This window comes from Enterobacter sp. 03-F-07-AD-ECC (assembly GCF_047530935.1).
Taxonomy (GTDB): Bacteria; Pseudomonadota; Gammaproteobacteria; order Enterobacterales; family Enterobacteriaceae; genus Enterobacter; species Enterobacter cloacae.
Window position 1 is genome coordinate 201639 of the sequence record NZ_JBLKBZ010000002.1, and the last position, 22082, is coordinate 223720.

The 22082-nt window shown below is 58.4% G+C and carries 20 protein-coding genes; 4 read left to right on the forward strand and 16 right to left on the reverse strand.

Features of this window, described 5'->3' with window-relative positions; translation table 11 throughout:
- The first annotated feature begins 9 nt into the window (after window positions 1-9).
- Both ACMWKA_RS03765 and ACMWKA_RS03770 read left to right on the forward strand, forming a co-directional pair.
- The gene (locus ACMWKA_RS03765) at window positions 10-441 is read left to right on the forward strand and encodes a tripartite tricarboxylate transporter TctB family protein (RefSeq protein ID WP_013098089.1); all 432 of its coding nucleotides are present in this window, start codon (window positions 10-12) and stop codon (window positions 439-441) included.
- Between the two features lie 11 nt (window positions 442-452).
- A complete protein-coding gene (locus ACMWKA_RS03770) occupies window positions 453-1964 on the forward strand; it encodes a tripartite tricarboxylate transporter permease (protein ID WP_097534509.1) in 1512 nt (503 codons plus the stop codon).
- Here ACMWKA_RS03770 and menE read toward each other — a convergent pair whose 3' ends face one another.
- The 8 genes from menE to ACMWKA_RS03810 form a co-directional block, all read right to left on the reverse strand.
- The gene (gene menE, locus ACMWKA_RS03775; protein ID WP_414760003.1) at window positions 1965-3326 is read right to left on the reverse strand and encodes an o-succinylbenzoate--CoA ligase; all 1362 of its coding nucleotides are present in this window, start codon (window positions 3324-3326) and stop codon (window positions 1965-1967) included.
- Window positions 3323-4288 carry an o-succinylbenzoate synthase gene (gene menC / locus ACMWKA_RS03780; RefSeq protein ID WP_414760004.1) on the reverse strand — a complete coding sequence of 322 codons (966 nt, stop codon included), beginning with the start codon at window positions 4286-4288 and terminating at the stop codon, window positions 3323-3325. The genes menE and menC overlap by 4 nt, the downstream gene beginning before the upstream one ends.
- Window positions 4288-5145, reverse strand: coding sequence for a 1,4-dihydroxy-2-naphthoyl-CoA synthase (menB, locus tag ACMWKA_RS03785; protein WP_414760005.1), 858 nt, complete (start codon window positions 5143-5145; stop codon window positions 4288-4290). Before menB ends, menC begins: the two co-directional genes overlap by 1 nt.
- On the reverse strand, window positions 5142-5918 hold the full coding sequence (menH, locus tag ACMWKA_RS03790; RefSeq protein WP_414760006.1) for a 2-succinyl-6-hydroxy-2,4-cyclohexadiene-1-carboxylate synthase: 777 nt from the start codon (window positions 5916-5918) through the stop codon (window positions 5142-5144). Before menH ends, menB begins: the two co-directional genes overlap by 4 nt.
- Complete coding sequence (gene menD / locus ACMWKA_RS03795) at window positions 5915-7585, reverse strand: 2-succinyl-5-enolpyruvyl-6-hydroxy-3-cyclohexene-1-carboxylic-acid synthase (RefSeq protein ID WP_414760007.1); 1671 nt, start codon at window positions 7583-7585, stop codon at window positions 5915-5917. Before menD ends, menH begins: the two co-directional genes overlap by 4 nt.
- Window positions 7586-7673: 88 nt before the next feature.
- The gene (menF, locus tag ACMWKA_RS03800; RefSeq protein WP_013098096.1) at window positions 7674-8969 is read right to left on the reverse strand and encodes an isochorismate synthase MenF; all 1296 of its coding nucleotides are present in this window, start codon (window positions 8967-8969) and stop codon (window positions 7674-7676) included.
- A 95-nt stretch (window positions 8970-9064) separates the two neighbouring features.
- Window positions 9065-9370, reverse strand: coding sequence for a stress response protein ElaB (elaB, locus tag ACMWKA_RS03805; RefSeq protein ID WP_028028061.1), 306 nt, complete (start codon window positions 9368-9370; stop codon window positions 9065-9067).
- Window positions 9371-9423: 53 nt separating this feature from the next.
- A complete protein-coding gene (locus tag ACMWKA_RS03810; RefSeq protein WP_038983959.1) occupies window positions 9424-9885 on the reverse strand; it encodes a GNAT family N-acetyltransferase in 462 nt (153 codons plus the stop codon).
- Between the two features lie 70 nt (window positions 9886-9955).
- Between ACMWKA_RS03810 and rbn the strand changes: the two genes are divergently transcribed.
- Together rbn and ACMWKA_RS03820 are read left to right on the forward strand one after the other, a co-directional pair.
- Window positions 9956-10873 carry a ribonuclease BN gene (gene rbn / locus ACMWKA_RS03815; protein WP_038420258.1) on the forward strand — a complete coding sequence of 306 codons (918 nt, stop codon included), beginning with the start codon at window positions 9956-9958 and terminating at the stop codon, window positions 10871-10873.
- A 64-nt stretch (window positions 10874-10937) separates the two neighbouring features.
- The gene (locus tag ACMWKA_RS03820) at window positions 10938-11942 is read left to right on the forward strand and encodes a chemotaxis protein (protein WP_013098100.1); all 1005 of its coding nucleotides are present in this window, start codon (window positions 10938-10940) and stop codon (window positions 11940-11942) included.
- 92 nt (window positions 11943-12034) lie between these two features.
- Here ACMWKA_RS03820 and nuoN read toward each other — a convergent pair whose 3' ends face one another.
- From nuoN to nuoG, 8 genes are all read right to left on the reverse strand, one after another.
- Entirely contained in the window at window positions 12035-13492 is a 1458-nt protein-coding gene (gene nuoN, locus ACMWKA_RS03825; RefSeq protein WP_014832756.1) for an NADH-quinone oxidoreductase subunit NuoN, read from the reverse strand.
- 6 nt (window positions 13493-13498) lie between these two features.
- A complete protein-coding gene (gene nuoM, locus ACMWKA_RS03830; RefSeq protein WP_013098102.1) occupies window positions 13499-15028 on the reverse strand; it encodes an NADH-quinone oxidoreductase subunit M in 1530 nt (509 codons plus the stop codon).
- Between the two features lie 76 nt (window positions 15029-15104).
- Window positions 15105-16946 (reverse strand): NADH-quinone oxidoreductase subunit L, encoded by a 1842-nt coding sequence (gene nuoL, locus ACMWKA_RS03835; protein WP_014832758.1) that lies wholly within the window; start codon window positions 16944-16946, stop codon window positions 15105-15107.
- Complete coding sequence (gene nuoK / locus ACMWKA_RS03840) at window positions 16943-17245, reverse strand: NADH-quinone oxidoreductase subunit NuoK (RefSeq protein ID WP_003861496.1); 303 nt, start codon at window positions 17243-17245, stop codon at window positions 16943-16945. The genes nuoL and nuoK overlap by 4 nt, the downstream gene beginning before the upstream one ends.
- Complete coding sequence (nuoJ, locus tag ACMWKA_RS03845; protein WP_008500212.1) at window positions 17242-17796, reverse strand: NADH-quinone oxidoreductase subunit J; 555 nt, start codon at window positions 17794-17796, stop codon at window positions 17242-17244. Before nuoJ ends, nuoK begins: the two co-directional genes overlap by 4 nt.
- A gap of 10 nt (window positions 17797-17806) precedes the next feature.
- Window positions 17807-18349: an NADH-quinone oxidoreductase subunit NuoI gene (gene nuoI / locus ACMWKA_RS03850; RefSeq protein WP_003861491.1), complete on the reverse strand. Its 543-nt coding sequence runs from the start codon at window positions 18347-18349 to the stop codon at window positions 17807-17809.
- 13 nt (window positions 18350-18362) lie between these two features.
- Complete coding sequence (nuoH, locus tag ACMWKA_RS03855) at window positions 18363-19340, reverse strand: NADH-quinone oxidoreductase subunit NuoH (RefSeq protein WP_013098104.1); 978 nt, start codon at window positions 19338-19340, stop codon at window positions 18363-18365.
- Window positions 19337-22060: an NADH-quinone oxidoreductase subunit NuoG gene (gene nuoG / locus ACMWKA_RS03860; protein ID WP_057071664.1), complete on the reverse strand. Its 2724-nt coding sequence runs from the start codon at window positions 22058-22060 to the stop codon at window positions 19337-19339. The genes nuoH and nuoG overlap by 4 nt, the downstream gene beginning before the upstream one ends.
- Between the last annotated feature and the right edge of the window lie 22 nt (window positions 22061-22082).

Here is a 22082-nt window from a genome sequence, read left to right on the forward strand (position 1 = left end):
GGAGGCGCTATGAGCGATCGCATTTTTGCCGGGATCTGGTTGTTGCTCTGTATTGGCGGGATGTTCGTCGCCTGGCAGATCCACAGCGAATACAGCTATGAACCCGTGGGGCCCCGCCCCTTTCCAATGGGCATTGTCGGCCTGATGCTGCTTTGCTCGGTGGCCATGCTGTTACGCCACCCGGATACCGTAGAGTGGCCGCCTAAGCGCATTTTGCAGCGGCTGCTGGTGATGGTCATTGTGCTGCTGATGTATGCCTGGGGCTTTGAATGGCTCGGCTTCCCGGTAGCGACCGCCATCCTGACGATGGTCATCGGCACGCTGTTTAACGCCAGCCTGCCTGCGGCGGGGATCTCAGGCGTGGTGATGGGCATTTTCCTGTGGTACGCCTTTGACCGCCTGCTGGATGTGACGTTGCCGCTTGGCGCCTGGCTTAATTAACGGAGCACGCTATGGATACCTGGATTTACCTCTCACAGGGGTTCGCTGTGGCGATGACCCCGGAAAACCTGGTGATCGCCCTGATCGGCTGCTTCGTCGGGACGATCGTCGGTCTGTTGCCTGGACTTGGGCCTATCAACGGAGTCGCTATTTTGCTCCCGCTGGCGTTTGCCCTGCATCTGCCTGCGGAATCAGCGCTGATCCTGCTGGCGACGGTCTACATCGGCTGTGAATATGGCGGCCGAATCTCGTCAATACTGCTCAACGTGCCCGGGGATGCGGCGGCCATTATGACCGCGCTGGATGGTTACCCGATGGCGCGGCAGGGGCGCGGCGGCGTGGCGCTGTCTATTTCCGCCGTCAGTTCGTTCTTTGGCTCGCTGATTGCCATTGGCGGCATCATTCTGTTTGCGCCTGCGCTGGCCCAGTGGTCGCTGGCGTTTGGCCCGGCAGAATATTTTGCCCTGATGGTCTTCGCCATTGCCTGTCTCGGCAGCATGATGGCACAAAACCCACTGAAATCGTTTTTGTCTGCGCTGATTGGCTTAGGGTTAGCCACCGTCGGCGTGGATGCCAACACCGGGGTCTATCGCTTTACCTTCGACAGCGTTCACCTGTCTGACGGCGTGCAGTTTATCGTGGTCGTGATTGGTCTGTTCTCTGTCTCTGAGATCTTACTGATGCTGGAACATACCAGCAGCGGGCAGACGCTGGTGCGTAAAACCGGCCGGATGCTCTTTAACGCCAAAGAGGGCGCGCAGTGTATCGGTGCCACGCTGCGTTCGTCGGTGATCGGTTTCTTCGTCGGTATTCTGCCGGGCGCCGGGGCGACCATCGCCAGCGCCATTACCTACATGACGGAGAAAAAAATCAGCGGTAACAGCGACAGCTTTGGTAAAGGCGATATTCGCGGCGTCGCCGCACCCGAAGCGGCCAACAATGCCTCGGCCTGTGGCTCGTTTATTCCCATGCTGACGCTCGGCGTACCCGGCTCCGGTACCACGGCGGTGATGATGGGGGCGCTGACGCTCTATAACATCACGCCAGGACCGGCGATGTTCACCGAACAGCCGGATATCGTCTGGGGGCTGATTGCGGCACTGCTGATTGCCAACGTGATGTTGCTGGTCATGAACATCCCGCTGATTGGCCTGTTCACCCGTATGCTGACCATTCCGCTGTGGTTCCTGGTACCCGCAATCGCGGCCGTCTCGGCGGTAGGGGTGTATGCGGTGCACAGCACCACTTTCGACCTGATTCTGATGGTGGTGCTGGGGGTGTTCGGCTACATCTTGCGTAAAATGCACTTCCCGATGTCGCCGCTGATTCTGGGCTTTGTGCTGGGTGAGATGCTGGAACAGAACCTGCGCCGCGCCCTGTCCATCAGCAATGGCGATGTCGCCATTCTGTGGGATAGCAATGTGGCGAAGATCCTGCTGGTGCTGGCTATTGTGGTGGTGGTCGTGCCGCCGGTGCTGCGCCTGCTGCGTCGTCAGCGTAAGCCGCAGCCCGATGTCGGCTAATTAACCAGACAGCTGGGCATTCACCCACTGTTTTAACGCCTGGCGGGAGATCTTAATCCCGCCATTTTTTAACTCCGCAGGCAGTACCAGCCAGTGCACGGGCTGCTCAAATCGCGCCAGTTTGCCCTGTACCCATTCCGGCAAATGGGTAATATCCGTTCCCGGTTCACACTCCACCACCGCTACCGGACGCTGACCGAATTCGGCGTCATTCAGCGGAACAATGAAAACCTGGCTGATGTGCGGATGGGTCGCGATAATCCGCTCAAGGCTCTCCGGCTGAATGCCCTCGCCTCCACTGAAAAAGAGGTTGTCCATCCGACCGAGGATCGTCAGGCGACCGTCATGCAGTTCGCCGCGATCGCGGGTGGCAAACCAGCCCTCTGAATTCGTGAGCGGCAGCAACGCGCCGTCGCGCCAGTAGCCTGAGGCCATGCTTTGCGCCTTGATCCACACTTCACCGTTAACGACCTGAACCTCCCTGCCCGGCAATGCGCTGCCCACGTCCGGCTCACCGTCAGCCTCTTTCGCGCAGACGGTAGAGGCAAACTCCGTCAGGCCATAGCCACAAAACGTAGAAATACCCTGCGCGCGCGCCTGTTGCGTCAACTCAACGGGGATGGCGGCCCCGCCCAGCAGTACCGCTTTCAGCGCGATCCGCTGGTGGGTATTGAGCAGACGCCAGAGCTGAGTTGGCACCAGCGAGGCATGCGTACACCCCTGCAAGGCCTGCTCCAGCGGCTGCTTCTCGCGTACGGTTAAGCGCGCGCCAGCCTGCAGCCAGCGCCATAAGATCCCCTGCCCGGAGACATGAAACAGCGGCAGCGAAAGCAGCCAGTCGTCATCCTCGCCATAGGGCATCAGCGCGAGGACGCCCTCAGCGCTGGCAAGATGCGCCCCGCAGGTATGAACAGCCGCTTTCGGCAGCCCGGTGGAGCCGGAGGTGAGCGTCATTGAGGCCAGCCGCTCAGGCTGCCATGCCACGCTGTATTCGCCGGACGGAGCATGCATGCTAAGCGCGGCGAGCCCGTCATAGTGACCGTCCAGCACCAACGCAAAACGCAGCGTCATCTGCGGAAGCAACACCTCCAGCAGCGGATGTGGTAGCTGGGGATTAACGGGAAGAATTCGCGCGCCGCACTGGAGCAGCGCCAGCCATGCCAGCAGGGTCTGCGGGTGATTATGGGCGAGCAACAGCACGCCGTCACCCGCCTCCACGCCCTGCTGATGAAACCCTGCAGCCAGATTGTCGATGCGGGTGCAGAGCTGTTGCCAGCTCAGCACCTCGTCGTTGAGACGCAGAGCCGGTTTATCAGCACGCTGCTCGCGCCAGTGCCGCCACGGCCAGTCGCTAAAACTCATTGCAACGGCTCCAGCGCCTCAACGCCCGCGCACGGCAGCGTGCTCCCCGGCCACGGGCGAATGAGCTGGGTTTGCATCAGGTTTAACGTATCCAGCCCCGGGATGGTGTCGGGCGTTAACCAGGCGGCAATGCGCGCCAGCTGCGTCAGCCCAAGGCTGGATTCGATGGAGGAGCTGATCACCGCCGTCAGCCCTGCCTCATGCGCTGCCGCCACCTGTTCGCGCACCTTCGCCAGACTGCCCGTTAGCGTCGGTTTTATGACCACGGCGCTGACGCCAGGCTCGGCGCTAAAGGCAAAGTCCGCCTCGCGTAGGCTTTCATCCCAGGCGATGGCAATGCCGGTTTCTCGGGCAAAAGCGCGTGAATCCTCACGGGTTTTGCACGGCTCTTCCAGAAAAGCGATGCGGCTGCGGTACGCCGGGTTGACGTACTTCGCGAACTGCTGCGCCTTAAGCGGCGTCCAGGCGCGGTTGGCATCCAGACGCAGGCGCAGATCGGGGATCGCCTCCAGCAAGAGGTTAGCGACCATGCCGTCGCGTACCGCTTCGTAAAGACCGACTTTGATTTTCGCCACTTTCTCGCCGGGCATTGCGCTGAGCAAGGCAAACAGCTCGTCCGGATCGCCCGTGCAGAGCGGCGCGGCACGGTAATCGGCCTCATCAGGGAGGCTGCCGTCGAGCTCCACGAGCGCGCAGCTGATGCCAAACGCGGCGGAAGGGAGATCGGGCAGCGGCGGATTCAGGCCTGTACGCCATTCCTCTACCCATGCCATCAGCGCAGCCTGCGCCTCCTCCAGCGACTCCAGGCTAAAGCCCGGCAGAGGCGAAATCTCGCCCCAGCCCTGCCCTTCGCCCTGCTGCAGTTGCACGAAGAAGCCATCACGGGTTTTTAACCGCCGTTCACGCAGCACCACGCCCGCGTCCATCGGTATCTGCCAGCGGTAAACCTGCGCGCGACGCATTACGGGTTCCGTTTGTATTTACTGAAGTCTGGCTGGCGTTTTTCGTTAAACGCGTTGCGTCCTTCCTGACCCTCTTCGGTCATGTAGAACAGCATGGTGGCGTTACCCGCCAGCTCCTGCAGCCCCGCCTGACCGTCACAGTCAGCATTCAGGGCCGCTTTCAGGCAGCGCAGCGCCATTGGGCTGTTCTGCAGCATTTCGCGACACCAGCGAACGGTCTCTTTTTCGAGATCGGCAATCGGCACCACGGTGTTAACCAGGCCCATATCCAGCGCTTCCTGGGCGTTGTACTGACGGCACAGGAACCAGATTTCGCGGGCTTTTTTCTGACCGACAATGCGCGCCATGTAAGAAGCCCCCCAGCCGCCGTCAAAAGAGCCGACTTTCGGGCCCGTCTGACCGAAGATGGCGTTCTCTGCGGCAATGGTCAGATCGCACATCATGTGCAGCACGTGGCCGCCGCCGATGGAGTAGCCTGCCACCATGGCCACCACGGGTTTTGGGCAGGTACGGATTTGACGCTGGAAATCAAGCACGTTCAGGTGATGGGTACCCGCATCGTCCTGGTATCCGCCGTAGTCACCGCGTACTTTCTGATCGCCACCGGAGCAGAACGCTTTTTCACCTTCCCCGGTCAGGACGATAACGCCGATGTTGTCGTCATAGCGCGCATCCGCCAGGGCCTGAATCATCTCTTTTACGGTCAGGGGACGGAAGGCGTTACGCACCTGCGGACGATTAATGGTGATTTTGGCGATACCGTCAGCCGATTTGTGGTAACGAATGTCGGTGTAACCTTCGGAGCATTCTTGCCATTCAACCGGTGCATAGAGCATGTTTTCATCAGGATAGATCATAGAGTGTCCTTTATTCGACGACGCAGTATCTGAGCCAGACTCGCGCTAACCGCCCCGGGATTTTCCCGGTGGGCGTTGTGTCCGGCGTTTGGAATGACATGGCGAACAGCGTTCAGTTCAGCGGCCAGGGCCGCGAACTTCTCGTCACGTTCGCCATAGAGATAATCAAAAGGGAAATTTCGCGCGCTGAGGGCGGCACGCAGGTCTGGTTGCACGGCGAGCGAGGTTGCCTCGAGCATCATCGCCAGGTTTGTGCCCGTGTTGCGACAGCGCAGGGCGATGAGCGCCCTGCGCTGGCTGTCCGTCAGGGAGGCAAAGACAGGCTGTTGATACCAGTCGGCAAAGACGTTTGAGAGGGGCTGCGTGCGAAAACGCTGCGCCCACAGATGGTCGGATGCTGCTCTTGCCTCTCGTGCTGCGACCCCCTTCAGGCCCGGATGTCCGCCTTCCACGATGATGCCGCAAAGCCCCGCAGGATCCTGGCAGGCATGAAACATCGCAATGCGGCCGCCAAGGGAGTACCCCACCAGCCAGTAGTTACGTATGTTGTAACTAACAAGGGTTCGGGTAAGCACGTCACTCATCTCTTTGAACCCCGTGACGGCCATACTGGCGGACCGGCCATGCCCCGGCAGGTCGAGATAAAGCCGGGGATAATCGCTGAGCGCCTCGCCGACCGTCTGCCACTCGCGGCAATCGCCAGAAAATCCATGCAAAAAGACCAGCCAGGGGTAACCTGGCTTACCGGCCTGTTGCGCGCCTGTGAGGATCACAGGTGGCTCACCTGCGCCAGCAGACTTTGCAGCTTCTGCGCACCGTCAGCCTCGTTGACGACCAGTTCAATCAGCGTTGCACCGGGCTGTCGCCAGGCGCTGCTCAGGGCTGCATCCAGCGCTTCCCAGTTTTCCGGGCGGTGGTATTTCAGGTTAAACATCGCTGCGGCATGTTCAAACTGCACGTTCTGCGGCATCAGATAGAAGCGCTCGCGTTCGCTCTGCGGTGTCGGCAGCAGGGAGAAGATCTGCCCGCCGTTATTGTTGACCACAATCAGCACAAACGGCGCCGACACCTGCCGCAGCAGCGCCAGCGCATTGAGATCGTACAGTGCCGAAAGATCGCCCACGATCGCCAGCGTGGATTTCGCGCTGGCTCGCTGCACACCCGCCGCCGTAGAGATCAGCCCGTCAATGCCGCTGGCTCCCCGGTTACTGTAGACCGGATAGCCCGCAGGCAGTTTTGAGAACGCATCAATCAGACGCACCACCAGGCTGTTGCCGACAAACAGTTGCCCCTGCTCCGGCAGATACCGGTGAATACGGTGCGCCAGCTCCGCTTCACCAAACTCTTCGCATTGTGCACGGGTCAACTCCCACGCCTGACGCGACAGCGCCGGGATCTCAACGGCCCACGGGGCGCGCTTTTCCGCCGGGTGGAGCCCCAGCCAGGCGTCAATGTCGCTCACCAGACGACGGCCGCGATGGTGCGCCGGATCGAGCCGCCCTTCCAGCGGATCCACCAGCCAGTACTCTTCCGGGCTACAGGTTGCCTGCCACTGCAGTAACCGTTTGCCGGTCAGGCTTGCGCCCAGCTGAACCACAATCTGCGCCTGCGCCAGTTCAGTCACCGCTTTCGCATTCCCGAGCCAGAGATCGGCACACGGCAGCGGCTGTCCGGTCTGGGACAGCACGTCGCCAATCAGTGGCCAGCCAAGGGTGTGTGCCCATTCGGCCACCTGCCTGCCTTCGGCGGCGCTCATGCGCCCGGCAATAACCACGCCGCGTTTTTGTCGCCAGAAGAACCAGTCACGTTGCTTTGCGCTCTCAAGATGTGTCTGCTCGCGTAGCCACGGCTTTTCGCTTTCCCACCAGTCCCCAAGCTGCTGCTGCCAGGCAAGACCGGTGTCGTCCATTTCGCCGTACAACGGCTCGGCAAACGGACAGTTAATATGTAACGCCCCGCTGCGCAACGTCTCCATGGCATGATCGACGGTCGAGACCAGCCAGCTTGCGGGAATGTCCTGCGTGGGTCGGGGTAACGAAACCGTCTGCGAAGGATGCGAGGCAAAGAGGCCCGGCTGACGAATAGCCTGGTTCGCCCCGCAGTCAATAAGTTCTGGCGGGCGATCGGCTGTCAGCAGAACCAGTTTCTCACCGGTCAGCCCGGCTTCGATAAGGGCCGGATAGAGGTTTGCCACAGCAGTACCGGAGGTGACGATCACCGCCACCGGTTCCTTGCTGACCTTTGCCAGCCCCAGAGCCAGGTGGCCCAGGCCGCGCTCGTCAAAATGGGTGTGGTGAATAAATGCCCGGTTCTCTGCAGCCGCCAGCGTCAGCGGTGTGGAGCGTGAGCCCGGCGCAATACACACATGCCTGACGCCATGGCGAGTCAGGGCTTCAAGGATCACCGTCGCCCAGCGTCGGTTAAAAGAACTTACTGACATGAGATTGTCCGGTATCAAGAATGCGACACAGTATAAATAATAGAAAAAAATAGAATTTTGATATGAATCGGGATTGCGCGAATCAGTACTAATCCTTCAGGAGCAGAGAGCGCAAGCCTGCGGCTTTATTTTCGATCTCCTGCCACTCCTGTTCCGGATCGGAACCGCTGACGATCCCCGCCCCGGCGTAAAGACGGACGGTGGCGTCATGAACGCGCGCCGAGCGCAGGGCCACGCAGAACTCGCTTTGTTCTGGCGACAGATATCCGGCGGATCCGGCATACCATTCCCGGTCGAAAGGTTCAACGCGGTGTATAAATTCGCGTGCTGGCTGGCGCGGTAACCCGGCAACCGCAGCCGTCGGCTGCAGCACATGCAGACATTGCTCATCATCCGCATGCTTGAGCTCGGTCCAGATGCAGCGGCGAAGATGCTGCACTTTGCGCAACCGCATAACCTGTGCTGGCAGGACCTCCAGCGTCCGGGTATGGTGCTGCAGCCGCTGGCAGATATCCTCTACCACCAGCATGTTTTCACGCTGGTTTTTATCATCGTTCATCAGCCAGTCGCCCAGAAGGCGGGCCTGCTTGTCATCGGGATGGCTGGCGACGGTACCGGCCAGCGCTTCGGTACGCAGCAGGTTGCCGCGCCGCCGCCACAGCCGTTCAGGTGTGGAGCCAAGAAACGCGTTGCTGGCATCGAAAACCATGCAGAAATGATAGCAGTTCAGATTCAGGGCACGGCTGGCCGCCATCAGCGCCACGGCATTCACAGGCTGACTGAACTGCAGATCGGTTGCCCGGGCGAGCACCACCTTTTCGACTTCGCCGCGCGCAATGGTCTCTGTCGCCTGACGGATAAGGCGCAGCCATTCCGGTTTTTGCGGCTGATGGGTCTCCTGCACTACCTGGGCGGAGAGCGGGCGGATTGGGCGGGCATCGCGAAGCTGCTGTAAGAACGCCAGCGCCGCGTCGGCATCCTCCTGAAGGGAACGGTCACTCCACAGCTGCAGACGCAACGTGGCGGTCCCGGCAGAACGTCGCCACAGCAGGCGGGGTAAAAAGAGACTGCCCTGCTCCGGGGTGAAGGCATTCAGGCCGCAGATCCGCGTGTCGTTCGCTACAGGCTGTTGCTGTAAAAACTGCGAAGCCTGAGCCAGGGAGGAAAAATGGATGACGGCGCCCAGCGCAGCCAGCTCTTCATCACCGTTACGCTGCTGCCAGTAAAACTGGGGAAAGAGGCACTGAGCACCAAGCCAGGCGAGAGGGTCGAAAGCGTCGTTTAACGGGAAAGAGACGTCAACGTGACGTAAGCCGGGTGTAGCGGGTAACGCTTGCGCAAGCTGAGTACGCAGACGTTCCAGCGCGTTGGAAATCGAATGCACGCGAACCTCTCCCTGTAAAAACGCTTAGTATACGGGGTACCATCAGAAATATCAGTACCCACGTATAGGGAGGGGTTAAGCGTCCGATTCAGGGGTTAACGACGGGCCAGAAGCAGCCCCAGCACCAGCCCCACCGCCGCTCCGACACCAATGCCTTGCCACGGTTTTTCATGGACGTAATCATCGGCGCGATACACCGCTTTTTTTGCGCGGTAGTAGTAATTGTCGGACGCATGGCTGACGCGGGTTTTGACGTCATGTAGCGCCTGTTCGGCACGTGCCTTGAGTTCGATATATTTCTGATCGGCAGGGTCGCCGGACGAACGTAACACCTCTTCCAGCGTTTCGCTCAGTAACGTCAGGTCGTCATCGACACGGGTATCCCAGGATTGAAATGACATATTTTTCTCCATGTTAGTACACCAGTCCGCTAACTATAGCCAACGACCTGCCATTACGCCTGTTTCACTTCCCGCGCCATACCGATATGAGGAATGCCGTCTTCGTCGTACACGTCCGTGACCGGCATAAAGCCAAAGTGGCCGTAGAAAGACTGAAGGTGCGCCTGTGCGCCAAGGTATAACGCCTTGTCTGGCCACTGTTTTTGGCATGCCTCCAGCGTTTTTTCCATCAGCTGATAGCCCAGTTTTTCACCGCGCGCCTTGCCGCTAATAATGACGCGACCAATAACGACAGGCTCAAAATCGTCCTCGCTTTTCAGAATCCTCGCATACGCCACCAGCTCGTTATCCCTCCAGCCGAGAATATGACGGTTCTCGCCCACCAGATCATCACCATCGATGTCCTGATACGGGCAGGTTTGTTCCACAACAAACACTTCGCAGCGCAGTTTGAGCAGGGCGTACAGTGTCTGAACGGTGAGTTCACTATGGTGTAAATCTTGCCACTGGATCATGTCGGTCTCCTTCCTGGGTTCATCACGTTATACTAAACCCTCCCCCATTCGGCAAAGGGCTGATTGCGTTATGGAACTGATTTTTCTGGGTACGTCCGCTGGCGTGCCAACACGCACACGAAACGTGACCGCGATCCTGCTCGATCTGCAGCACCCAACCCGTGGCGGACTGTGGCTGTTTGACTGTGGCGAAGGAACGCAGCATCAGCTGTTACACACCGCTTATCATCCCGGTAAGCTGGATAAGATCTTTATCACGCATCTGCATGGCGATCACCTGTTTGGCCTGCCGGGCCTGCTGTGCAGCCGTTCGATGGCGGGTAATGCCAACCCGCTGACGATTTACGGACCGGCGGGTACTGGTGAGTTTGTTGAAACCACGCTGCGCCTGAGCGGGTCGTGGACAGATTATCCGCTGGAGGTGATTGAGATAACCGAGGGGCTGGTTTTGGATGACGGGGACTATACCGTCACCGCCCGGCCGCTCAACCATCCGGTTGAGTGCTATGGCTACCGCATCGAAGCGCATGATAAGCCCGGCGCGCTCGACGCCGCTGCGCTGATTGCCGATGGTGTGAAGCCCGGACCGCTTTTTCAGCGCCTGAAACAGGGCGAAACCGTCACGCTTGAGGACGGCCGCACGATTAATGGCCAGGACTATCTCGCCCCACCGCAGCCAGGGAAAAAACTGGCGATTTTTGGCGATACCGCGCCCTGCCCTGCGGCCCTGCAACTGGCGCGAGAGGTGGATGTGATGGTGCACGAAGCCACGCTTGAAACGGCGATGGAAGAGAAAGCCAACAGCCGGGGTCACAGCTCAACACGTCAGGCGGCGGCGCTTGCCCGTGAAGCGAACGTCGGAAGATTGATTGTCACCCATGTCAGCTCGCGCTATGACGCCCACGGCTGTGAAAAACTGCTGGCAGAGTGCCGCGACGTGTTCCCGGCATGTGAGCTGGCCAACGATTTCACTAAGGTCAGCGTTTAGTCCTTCATTTTTCTCTCAGGATGCCGATAACGATTAAAAGGGCAGCATTTCACTTGAGGGTAGAATGGATAATTTCCAGAAAGATATTGATGACAGGGCAAATCTCACCCTGTCGAATCGTTTTGAGCTGTTGCTGTTCCGTCTGGGCACGTCTCTGAATGAAAATAAATCCGAGCTGTTTGGCATTAACGTCTTTAAGCTGCGTGAAATTGTGCCGATGCCGGAGTTCACCAAACCCGCAGGGATGAAGTCCCCGCTGATGGGGATGGTGAATATCCGCGATCAGGTGATCCCGGTGATCGACCTGGCCGCCGTGGCGGGCTGTAAGCCGACGACGGGGCTCAACATCCTGCTGATCACCGAATATGCCCGCAGCGTGCAGGCGTTTGCGGTGGAATCGGTTGAGAACATCATGCGCCTCGACTGGAAGCAGGTTCACGCGGCGGAAACCGCCGTCAGCGGACGTTACATCACCAGTATCGCCTGTCTGGACGAAAAGACCGATACCAACGAGCTGGCGATGGTGCTGGACGTTGAGCAGATCCTGTATGACATCACGCCGGCCAACCACGATCTGCACGCCACGAATCTGCAGACCACTAAGTTCCACATCAAGCCTGGCGCTGTGGCGATTGTAGCGGAAGATTCCAAAGTCGCGCGCTCCATGCTGGAGAAGGGATTACAGGCTATGGAGATCCCGGCGCAACTGCATATCACCGGTAAAGACGCATGGGAGAAAATTGGCGTGCTGGCCGCGCAGGCGCAGGCTGAAGGGGTGCCGATCACCGATAAAATTGCCCTGGTGCTGACCGACCTCGAAATGCCAGAGATGGACGGTTTCACGCTGACGCGCAAAATCAAAACCGACCCGCTGCTGAAAGATATTCCTGTTGTGATCCACTCTTCGCTTTCGGGCAACGCCAACGAAGATCATATTCGTAAAGTGAAGGCCGACGGCTACGTGGCGAAGTTTGAGCTGAACGAGCTGTCGTCGGTGATTGAAGAGGTGCTGGACCGTTCGATGAAGAAGATTGACGGGCCGTTGATTAGCAGGAAACAGCTGGCTTAAGTCTGGTGCGGGCTGGTGCCCTTACCCCGTCCCTCTCCCACAGGGAGAGGGCGAAAACCATAAAAAAACCCGCCGAGGCGGGTTTTTTGCTTTTACATCAGCGGCATTGCTCGCTGCACGATATCAATCAGCGGCTGCGGATAGATACCGAAGATCAGCACCAGCAGCGCGGAGATCAGCACCACAATACCACCGGCGCTGTACTGCCAGTTGCCTGGTGCGTCGCGGTTGAGCTGCTGAGGCGCGCTCAGGTACAGGCTCACGGCCACACGCAGATAGTAGTACAGACCGATTGCCGAGCCGATAACCACGCCCGCAGTCAGCCACCACAGGTGCGCCTGCACACCGACAGCCAGCACGTAGAACTTACCGATGAAGCCCAGCGTCATTGGGATACCCGCCAGAGAGAGCATCATCACGGTCATCACCGCAGACAGGATCGGACGGTGCCAGAACAGGCCACGGTAGGAGAACAGTGAATCTGCATCCGGGCCACGGTACGGGCTGGACATCAGGCTCACCACGCCGAACGCGCCGAGGCTGCTGAACAGGTAACCGGCCAGGTAAACGCCTACGGTTTCCATCGACATCTCACCGCTCTGCAGCGCAATCAGTGCCACCAGCAGGTAGCCCAGATGAGAGATGGAGGAGTAACCCAGCAGACGTTTAATGTTGGTCTGGCTCAGCGCCATCAGGTTACCAAAGATGATGGAGACGAACGCGATAATCCCCAGCACCGTGCGAACTGCTTCGCTGTCACCTACCGGTGCGTACAGGAACAGGCGCATGACCACACCGAAGATGGCGATTTTGCTCGCCGTCGCCAGGAAGGTAGAAACCGGCGCCGGTGCGCCCTGGTAAACGTCCGGGGTCCACAGGTGGAACGGAACCAGAGAAAGTTTAAAGCCGAGGCCAACAATCATCATGCCCAGACCCGCCAGCAGCAGCGGCTCGTGCAGCATGCCGTCGCCGAGGCTCTTGCCAAGCGCCATGAACGAAAGGTTACCGGTCTGCGCGTACAGCAGCGCAATACCAAACAACAGGAAGGACGAGGCAGCAGCAGACAGGATGGTGTACTTGATGCTCGCTTCCAGAGAGCGCTTCTGACGGAAGGCGTAACCAATCAGGCCGAACAGCGGCAGAGAGATAAGCTCAATGCCGAGGAACAGCGCAGCCAGATGGTTTGCATTCGCCAGCAGAATGCCGCCGAGTGCGGCAATCAGTACCAGCAGGTAAAACTCTTCTTTGTTGTCGTTGTAGCCTTCGAGCCACGGATAGGCAAAGGTACAGGTCGCCAGGCTCGCCAGCAGAACCAGCCCCGTGTACAGCATGGCATAGCCGTCAACGCGCATCAGCGGGGTGACGTCCATCGCCCCGCCCTGGCCAACAAACCAGAGAGAGACTAACGCGGCGTTCAGTCCGATGACCGACAGCGTGGCATTCAGGAAGTGATTGCGTCGCCACGCAATGGAGAGCATCACAACCACCACCGTCAATCCGACGATCAGCAGCGGTAGCAGCGCGATCAGTTGTTGTGGAGTTATTGTCATGGCGAATTACGGCCTTGTAGTAGAAGCAGAATTAACAAACCACTGCTGGATATTACCCATCGCGGAGTGCGAGGTATCCAGAATCGGCTGCGGGAAGAAGCCCAGCAGCACCAGCAGTACGACCAGCAGCAGGATGATGAACAGCTCACGCAGCGACATCCCCGGCAGTTCTTGTGCAGCAATTTCGCTCTTCGCTTTACCGAAGTAAGCACGGTGCAGCATCGCCAGCGAGTAGACGGACGCGAACACCAGACCAAAGGTGGAGATGACGGTAATCATCGGTACCACTTTGAAGCTGCCGAACAGAATCATAAATTCGCCGACGAAGTTACCGGTACCTGGCATACCCAGGGTCGCCACCGCGAAGAACATGGACAGCGCTGGCAGCCACTTAATTTTGCTCCACAGACCGCCCATCATACGCATGTCACGGGTGTGCAGACGTTCGTACAGCTGACCACAGAGGATGAAGAGACCGGCTGCGGACAGACCGTGCGCAATCATCTGGATCACCGCGCCCTGGTACGCCAGCTGGCTGCCGGTGTAGATAGCAATCAGCACGAAGCCCATGTGGGAAACGGAGGTGTACGCAATCAGACGTTTGATGTCGTACTGCGTGAACGCCATCCAGGCACCGTAGAAGATACCAATCACACCCAGCCACATGGCAATCGGTGCGAACTCAGCGGACGCGTTCGGGAACAGTGGCAGCGCGAAACGCAGCAGACCGTAGGCTGCTGTTTTCAGCAAGATGCCCGCCAGGTCAACAGAACCTGCGGTTGGCGCCTGAGAGTGCGCGTCTGGCAGCCAGCCGTGCAGTGGTACGACCGGCATTTTCACCGCGAAGGCGATGAAGAAGCCGAGCATCAGCAGGTATTCCACACCGTGAGACATCGGGGTCTTCAACAGGTCTTCGTAGTTGAAGGTCCAGACACCGGTCGCATTGTGGTGCACAAACACCAGCGCCAGAATGGCAATAAGCATCACCAGACCACTCGCCTGGGTATAGATGAAGAACTTAGTGGCCGCCGTGATACGCGTTTTACCGTCGGACGCCTTATGGCCCCACAGCGCGATCAGGAAGTACATCGGCACCAGCATCATCTCCCAGAAGAAGAAGAACAGGAACATGTCGATGGCAAGGAACACGCCGATTACGCCGCCCAGGATCCACATCAGGTTCAGGTGGAAGAAGCCCTGGTATTTTTCGATTTCTCGCCAGGAGCAAAGTACCGCCAGAACGCCGAGCAGACCGGTCAGCACCACCATCAGCAGCGACAGACCGTCAATCGCCAGGTGGATCGTAATGCCGAAACGCGGGATCCACGGCAGGATAAACTCAGACTGCCACTGCGGAATGCCCGCAGACTGGGTCAGGGAGTAGCCACCCTGCAACCAGAGTTGCAGACCAAGCGCGAGCGTCAATCCCATGGTGATCAGCGCGATCCAGCGCGGCATCTTCACGCCAAAGCGTTCAGTCTGCCAGCACAGGAAGCCGCCGATGAAGGGAATTAATATTAGCCAGGGTAGTAACATGGCGATTTACATTCCTTTTTAAGGCCCCCAGCAGGGGCCTGATTTTCAACGAATTCGAATAAAATTCACTTTACGATCAACGCAACACCATCAGCAGCGCCAGCACGACAACCGCACCGATGCTCATGGACGCCACATACCAGCGCAGGTAACCGTTCTCGCTGTACAGCAGGCCTTTACCTGCAAAGCGGGAGAGGATCGCCGGGATATTCATCAGGCTGTTCAGTGGGTCGCGCTTCAGCAGCCACGCAATGCCCAGGAACGGCTTAACGAAGATCATGTCGTACAGCCAGTCGAAGCCCCACGCGTTGTACCACCAGGTGCCCAGCAGGCGGCCTGGCGCACTGTTGGCAACGGCAGTCACCAGCGTGCGTTTGCCCAGCCACAGCCATGCAGCAATCAGGATACCCGCGATAGCGACCACACCAGAGGTGATTTCAAGCGTCAGAACGCGACCGTGCTCAAGCTCGGTGGTGTCTGGCAGTACACCCTGCAGCGGCGGCACAATCATCGCGCCAACGAAGGTGGACAGGACCAGCAGCACAATCAGCGGCAGGTGGTGAGTAATCCCCTTCCCTGCGTGAGCGTGAATTTGTTCTTTACCGTGGAATACGATGAAAATCATACGGAAGGTATACAGGGAAGTCATAAACGCACCGACCAGACCCGCAACCATCAGATTGATATGACCATTCGCCATGGCACCGGCAAGGATTTCGTCCTTACTGAAGAAGCCCGCGGTAATCAGCGGCAGTGCCGCCAGCGCCGCGCCGCCCACCAGGAAGCAGACATACACCAGCGGGATGGACTTACGCAGTCCGCCCATCTTGAAGATGTTCTGCTCGTGATGGCAGGCCAGGATCACGGAACCGGATGAGAGGAACAGCAGCGCTTTAAAGAACGCGTGCGTCATCAGGTGGAAAATCGCCGCGTCCCACGCCTGAACGCCCAGCGCCAGGAACATGTAGCCAATCTGGCTCATGGTGGAATAAGCAAGAACGCGTTTGATGTCGGTCTGCACCAGCGCGGCAAAGCCTGCCAGCACCAGCGTGACCGCACCAACGATACCCACCAGATGCAGAATTTCCGGGGTCATCAGGAACAGGCCATGGGTACGCGCAATCAGGTACACACCGGCGGTGACCATGGTCGCGGCGTGGATCAGCGCGGAGACAGGGGTTGGACCCGCCATCGCGTCGGCCAGCCATGTCTGCAACGGCAGCTGTGCAGATTTACCCACAGCACCGCCCAGCAGCATCAGCGTTGCCCACCACAGCATGTTGTTGCCTGCGGCGAAGTGTGCAGGCGCCAGTTCCACCATTTCGCGGAAGTTCAGCGTGCCCAGTTCGTTGTAGAGAATGAACAGCGCGAACGCGAGGAAGACGTCACCCACACGGGTCACGACGAACGCTTTCATGGCCGCTGCGCCATTCTTCGGATCGGTGTAGTAGAACCCGATCAGCAGGTACGAACAGAGACCCACACCTTCCCAGCCCAGATACATCAGCAGCAGGTTATCGGCCAGCACCAGAACCACCATGCTGGCGATAAACAGGTTGGTGTAGGCGAAGAAGCGGGAGTAGCCCTCTTCACCGCGCATGTACCAGGAGGCGAACATGTGGATCAGGAAGCCCACGCCGGTCACCACGGAGAGCATGGTCAGCGAGAGACCATCCAGCACCAGGTTAAAACCGATGTTGAAATCACCGACCGACATCCAGGTCCACAGCGGCACGCTGAAGGCCTGACGCCCGTTGTTGAAGAAATCGATACCCGCATACGCTGTTACCAGCGCAGCCAGACCGACAGATCCCATGCCGACGGTCGCAGACAGATTCTCAGACCAGCGGCCGCGAGAAAACGCCAGCAGCACGAAGCCAATCAGCGGAAAAATAATGGTTAAGGCAAGCATGTTCATCCACGCAACTCACTTACTGAATCGATGTTCAGGTTCTGGCGGCGACGATGGAGCTGCAGCAACAGCGCCAGGCCAATACTCGCTTCGGCAGCCGCGAGGCTGATGGCGAGAATGTACATCACCTGACCATCGGTCTGGCCCCAGTAGCTTCCGGCGACCACGAAGGCCAGCGCGGAGGCGTTAATCATGATTTCCAGACCGATCAGCATAAACAGCAGATTGCGGCGGATAACCAGACCGGTTAAGCCCAGAACGAATAAAATCGCAGCGAGGATCAGTCCATGTGTTAAGGGGATCATGCGCGTTCCTCCGTTTTTCTTTTCGCGCGGTCGTCAGTGCGGTTGCTCAGCACCTCACCAGCACGCTCTTCGCGGCCAACGTGGAAGGCAACAACCAGACCCGCCAGCAGCAGCATAGAGGCCAGTTCAACCGCCAGAACGTATGGGCCAAACAGCGTGATACCCACTTCTTTCGCGCCGATTGGCGTACCGTCGATGCCCTGGTCGTTCACGCCGAGAATGGCATAAACAATCACCACCAGCATGATGGCCGACAAAATTGCCGGGCCAATCCACACCTGCGGTTTTAACCACTGACGTTCCTGCTCAATTTCAGAGCCGCCCAGGTTCAGCATCATCACCACGAAGACGAACAGCACCATGATGGCACCAGCGTAAACGATGATTTCCAGCGCACCGGCAAAGTGCGCGCCGAGCGCAAAGAACACCCCGGAAATAGCCAGCAGCGAAATGATTAAGTACAGCAGCGCATGCACCGGATTGGTGTGCGTAATCACTCGTAGCGTAGCCAGGATGGCGATAAGGCCACAGATATAAAAAGCGAATTCCATTGCCCTCTCCTTACGGTAACAGGCTCTTGACGTCGATAGGCTTGGCTTCGTTCTCTGCTTCGCCCTTATCTTTGCCGTCGATTGCCATACCCGCCATCCGGTAGAAGTTATATTCCGGGTATTTGCCCGGACCGGAAATCAGCAGATCCTCTTTCTCGTACACCAGGTCCTGACGCTTGTACTCACCCAGTTCGAAGTCCGGGGTGAGCTGAATCGCCGTGGTTGGGCACGCTTCTTCACACAGACCACAGAAGATGCAGCGTGAGAAGTTGATGCGGAAGAACTCAGGGTACCAGCGGCCGTCTACCGTCTCTGCTTTCTGCAGAGAGATACAGCCTACCGGACACGCTACCGCACACAGGTTACAGGCAACGCAGCGCTCGGAGCCGTCCGGGTCGCGCGTCAGCACGATACGGCCACGGTAGCGCGGCGGCAGATATACCGGCTCTTCCGGGTACATCCGGGTTTCGCGTTTGGCAAACGCGTGCAGGCCGATCATCCAGATACTGCGTACCTGGGTACCGAAGCCTACCAGTAATTCTTTTAAGGTCATGGTCTATAGCCCCTTATGGCTGCTGCCAGAGAATGACAGCCGCCGTTACCAACAAGTTGACGAGCGTCAGCGGCAGGCACACTTTCCAGCCGAAGGACATTACCTGGTCATAACGCGGACGCGGTAACGCTGCGCGAATCAAAATGAACATCATCATGAAGAACGCGGTTTTCAGCGCGAACCAGATGAACGGCGGTAAGAACGGGCCATGCCAGCCACCAAAGAACAGCGTTACCATCAACGCGGAAATGGTGACGATACCGATGTACTCGCCCACGAAGAACAGACCGAATTTCATACCGGAATATTCAATGTGGTAACCGTCGGCCAGTTCCTGTTCGGCTTCTGGCTGGTCAAACGGGTGACGGTGACACACCGCCACGCCCGCGATAGCAAAGGTAACAAAACCAAAGAACTGCGGGATAACGTTCCAGATGTCGGCCTGGTTGTTAACGATGTCGGTCATGTTGAATGAACCGGCCTGCGCCACCACGCCCATCAGGGAGAGCCCCAGGAACACTTCGTAGCTCAGCGTCTGCGCGGAAGCACGCATCGCACCCAGCAGCGAGTATTTGTTGTTACTGGACCAGCCTGCGAACAGTACCGCGTAAACCGCGAGACCTGCCATCATCAGGAAGAACAGAATGCCGATGTTCAGGTCAGCCACCACCCAGGTCGGGCTGACAGGAACGATAGCAAACGCCAGCAGCAGCGAGGTGAAGGCGATCATCGGTGCCAGCGTAAAGATCACGCGATCCGAGAAGCGTGGGATCCAGTCCTCTTTGAAGAACATCTTGATCATGTCCGCGACCAGCTGGAGTGAACCACCCCAGCCAACGCGGTTTGGTCCATAACGGTTCTGGAACAGACCAAGCAGACGACGTTCACCAAAGCTCATGAACGCACCACAGGTGACCACCACCAGCAGAATGACAATCGCTTTCAGAATGCTCAGCAGGATGTCGATAAGATCCGGCGTTAACCAACTCATGCTTTTGCCTCCTGCAGGTTATCAAGACGCGCACCCGCCAGTACCGGCGCGATGCCAGGCATACCCATCGGCAGACCGACCTGCCCTGCTGTCAGGCTTTCAGAGATAATCAGCGGCAGGCTGATGGTCTGGCCCTCGTAGCTAAAGGCAATGTTCGCACCCGCGTTAACGCCAAGCTTCGCGGCGTCTGCCGGGTTGAGCTTGATGTACGGCTGCGGCATACGCTGCTGGAATACCGGTGAACGCTGGGACAGCTCGTCGCTACCAAACAGATGGTAGTACGGCGCAATACGCCAGCTACCGTCCTGCGCCTGGAAGCTCGCCGGAACGGTCATGAAGAAGTCCAGACCGGTTTCGGAGGCCTCAATCAGACGCACGCCCGGATCGCCGTGACGCAGTGAACCGCCCACTTCCGCCTGGAACTTGTTCCACGCTTGCGGGGAGTTCCAGCCCGGCGCCCATGCGAATGGGATCTGTGAACGCGGCGCAGACGGCTGGTTGTTCCCTTCCATGGAGAAGGCGAACATGGTGTCTTTATCCTGCGGCTGACGCGGTTCGTGCACGCTGATATTGGCACGCATCGCGGTACGGCCACTGTAACGGTGCGGTTCACGCGCCAGTTTCTGGCCGCGAATACGGAAGCTCGCTTCAGGCGCAGCATCTTTAATACCCGCCAGCTGAGGCAGTTTTTCGACTACCGCATCGATAACGTGGTCGAGCTGCGTCCAGTCCACTTCACGGCTCTGCACGGTGCTGTGCAGGGAGTGCAGCCAGCGCCAGCTTTCCAGCATCACGGTGTTGCTGTCGTAGTACGCTGGGTCATAAACCTGGAAGAAACGCTGTGCGCGGCCTTCGTTGTTGATAACCGTACCGTCGCTTTCTGCGAAGCTTGCCGCAGAGAGCACCAGGTGCGCTTTATCCATAATCGCGGTGCGCTGATGGTCGATTACCATCACCAGCGGTGCTTTAGAGAGCGCAGCGTCAACACGCGCGGCAGAGGCATGGCGATGCAGGTCATTTTCCAGCACCACAACGGCGTCAGCAGCACCGGACTCCAGTTCGCTTAACGCTTCTTCCAGCGAGCCGCCGCCAATCATACCCAGACCGATGCTGTTCACCGCACGGGCAATCATGGTGACACCAACGTCCGCACCGCGGCCTTTCAGGGCTTTGGCGACGTTCGCTGCAGCCTGAATGATCTCGGCGCTACCGGCGTTAGTCCCGGAGATAATCAGTGGTTTCTTCGCCCCCGCCAGCGCCTGAACAATCACGTCGACTTTGCTTTGCAGGTCACGATCCAGTTCAACGGCCGGAGAATTGTTGTCCAGCGCATGAGCAATGGCGAAGCCAAGACGCGCCTGATCTTCAACCGGCGCGCAGTAGGTCCACGCGGCGATATCGTCCAGACGGGTGTTGTCGACGTTCGTCACAAACAGAGGATGCTTCGCGCGCTGGCCGATGTTGAGGATTGCCGCAATCTGCCAGTCAGCCACTTTCTGTGCCGCTGCCATTTCACGTGCTTTACCCTTCACCGCCTGGCGAACCGCCAGAGCCGCGCGAGCGCCGGTCTGCGTCAGATCTTCGCCCAGCACCAGAACCGCATCATACGATTCGATTTCGCGCAGCGCAGGGGTATGAATACCGCCTTCGCGCAGCACTTTCAGTACCAGCTGCAGACGTTCCTGCTCGCCCTGAGCGATACCGGTGTAGAAGTTTTCCGCCCCCACCAGCTCACGCAGCGCGAAGTTGCTTTCGATGCTGGCACGCGGGGAGCCGATACCGATCACTTTCTTCGACTGGCGCAGAATATCTGCCGCACCCTGCATCGCCTGTTCAGCGTTCAGGGTGATAAAGTCGTCGCCACGGCGCTGAACCGGCTGACGCGGACGGTCTTTCAGGTTCACATAGCCATAGCCAAAACGACCGCGGTCGCACAGGAAGTAATGGTTTACGGTACCGTTGTAACGGTTTTCGATACGACGCAGTTCGCCGTAGCGCTCACCCGGGCTGGTGTTACAGCCCAGCGAACACTGCTGGCAGATGCTTGGTGCAAACTGCATGTCCCACTTACGGTTGTAACGCTCGGAGTGAGTTTTATCGGTGAATACGCCGGTCGGACAGATTTCTACCAGGTTACCGGAGAATTCGCTCTCAAGCGTACCGTCTTCCGGACGACCGAAATAGACGTTGTCATGTGCGCCATACACACCCAGATCCTGACCGTCTGCGTAATCTTTGTAGTAACGCACGCAGCGGTAGCAGGCGATGCAGCGGTTCATTTCGTGAGAGATGAACGGCCCCAGGTCCTGGTTACGGTGAGTACGTTTAGTAAAGCGATAGCGACGGAAGCTGTGACCGGTCATTACGGTCATATCCTGAAGGTGGCAGTTGCCGCCCTCTTCACAGACCGGGCAGTCGTGCGGGTGGTTGGTCATCAACCATTCCACAACGCTTTCGCGGAACTGTTTTGCTTCTTCGTCATCAATCGAAATAAAGGTGCCTTCGGTGGCTGGCGTCATACAGGACATCACCAGGCGACCACGCGTGTCTTCCGCGTTTTGATATTGCTTCACCGCACACTGGCGGCAAGCACCGACGCTGCCCAGCGCCGGATGCCAGCAAAAGTACGGAATATCGAGGCCAAGAGACAGACAAGCTTCCAGCAGGTTGTCCGCCCCGTTGACTTCGTATTCTTTGCCGTCTACATGAATCGTAGCCATTAGCATGCTTCCAGTTGTCTCG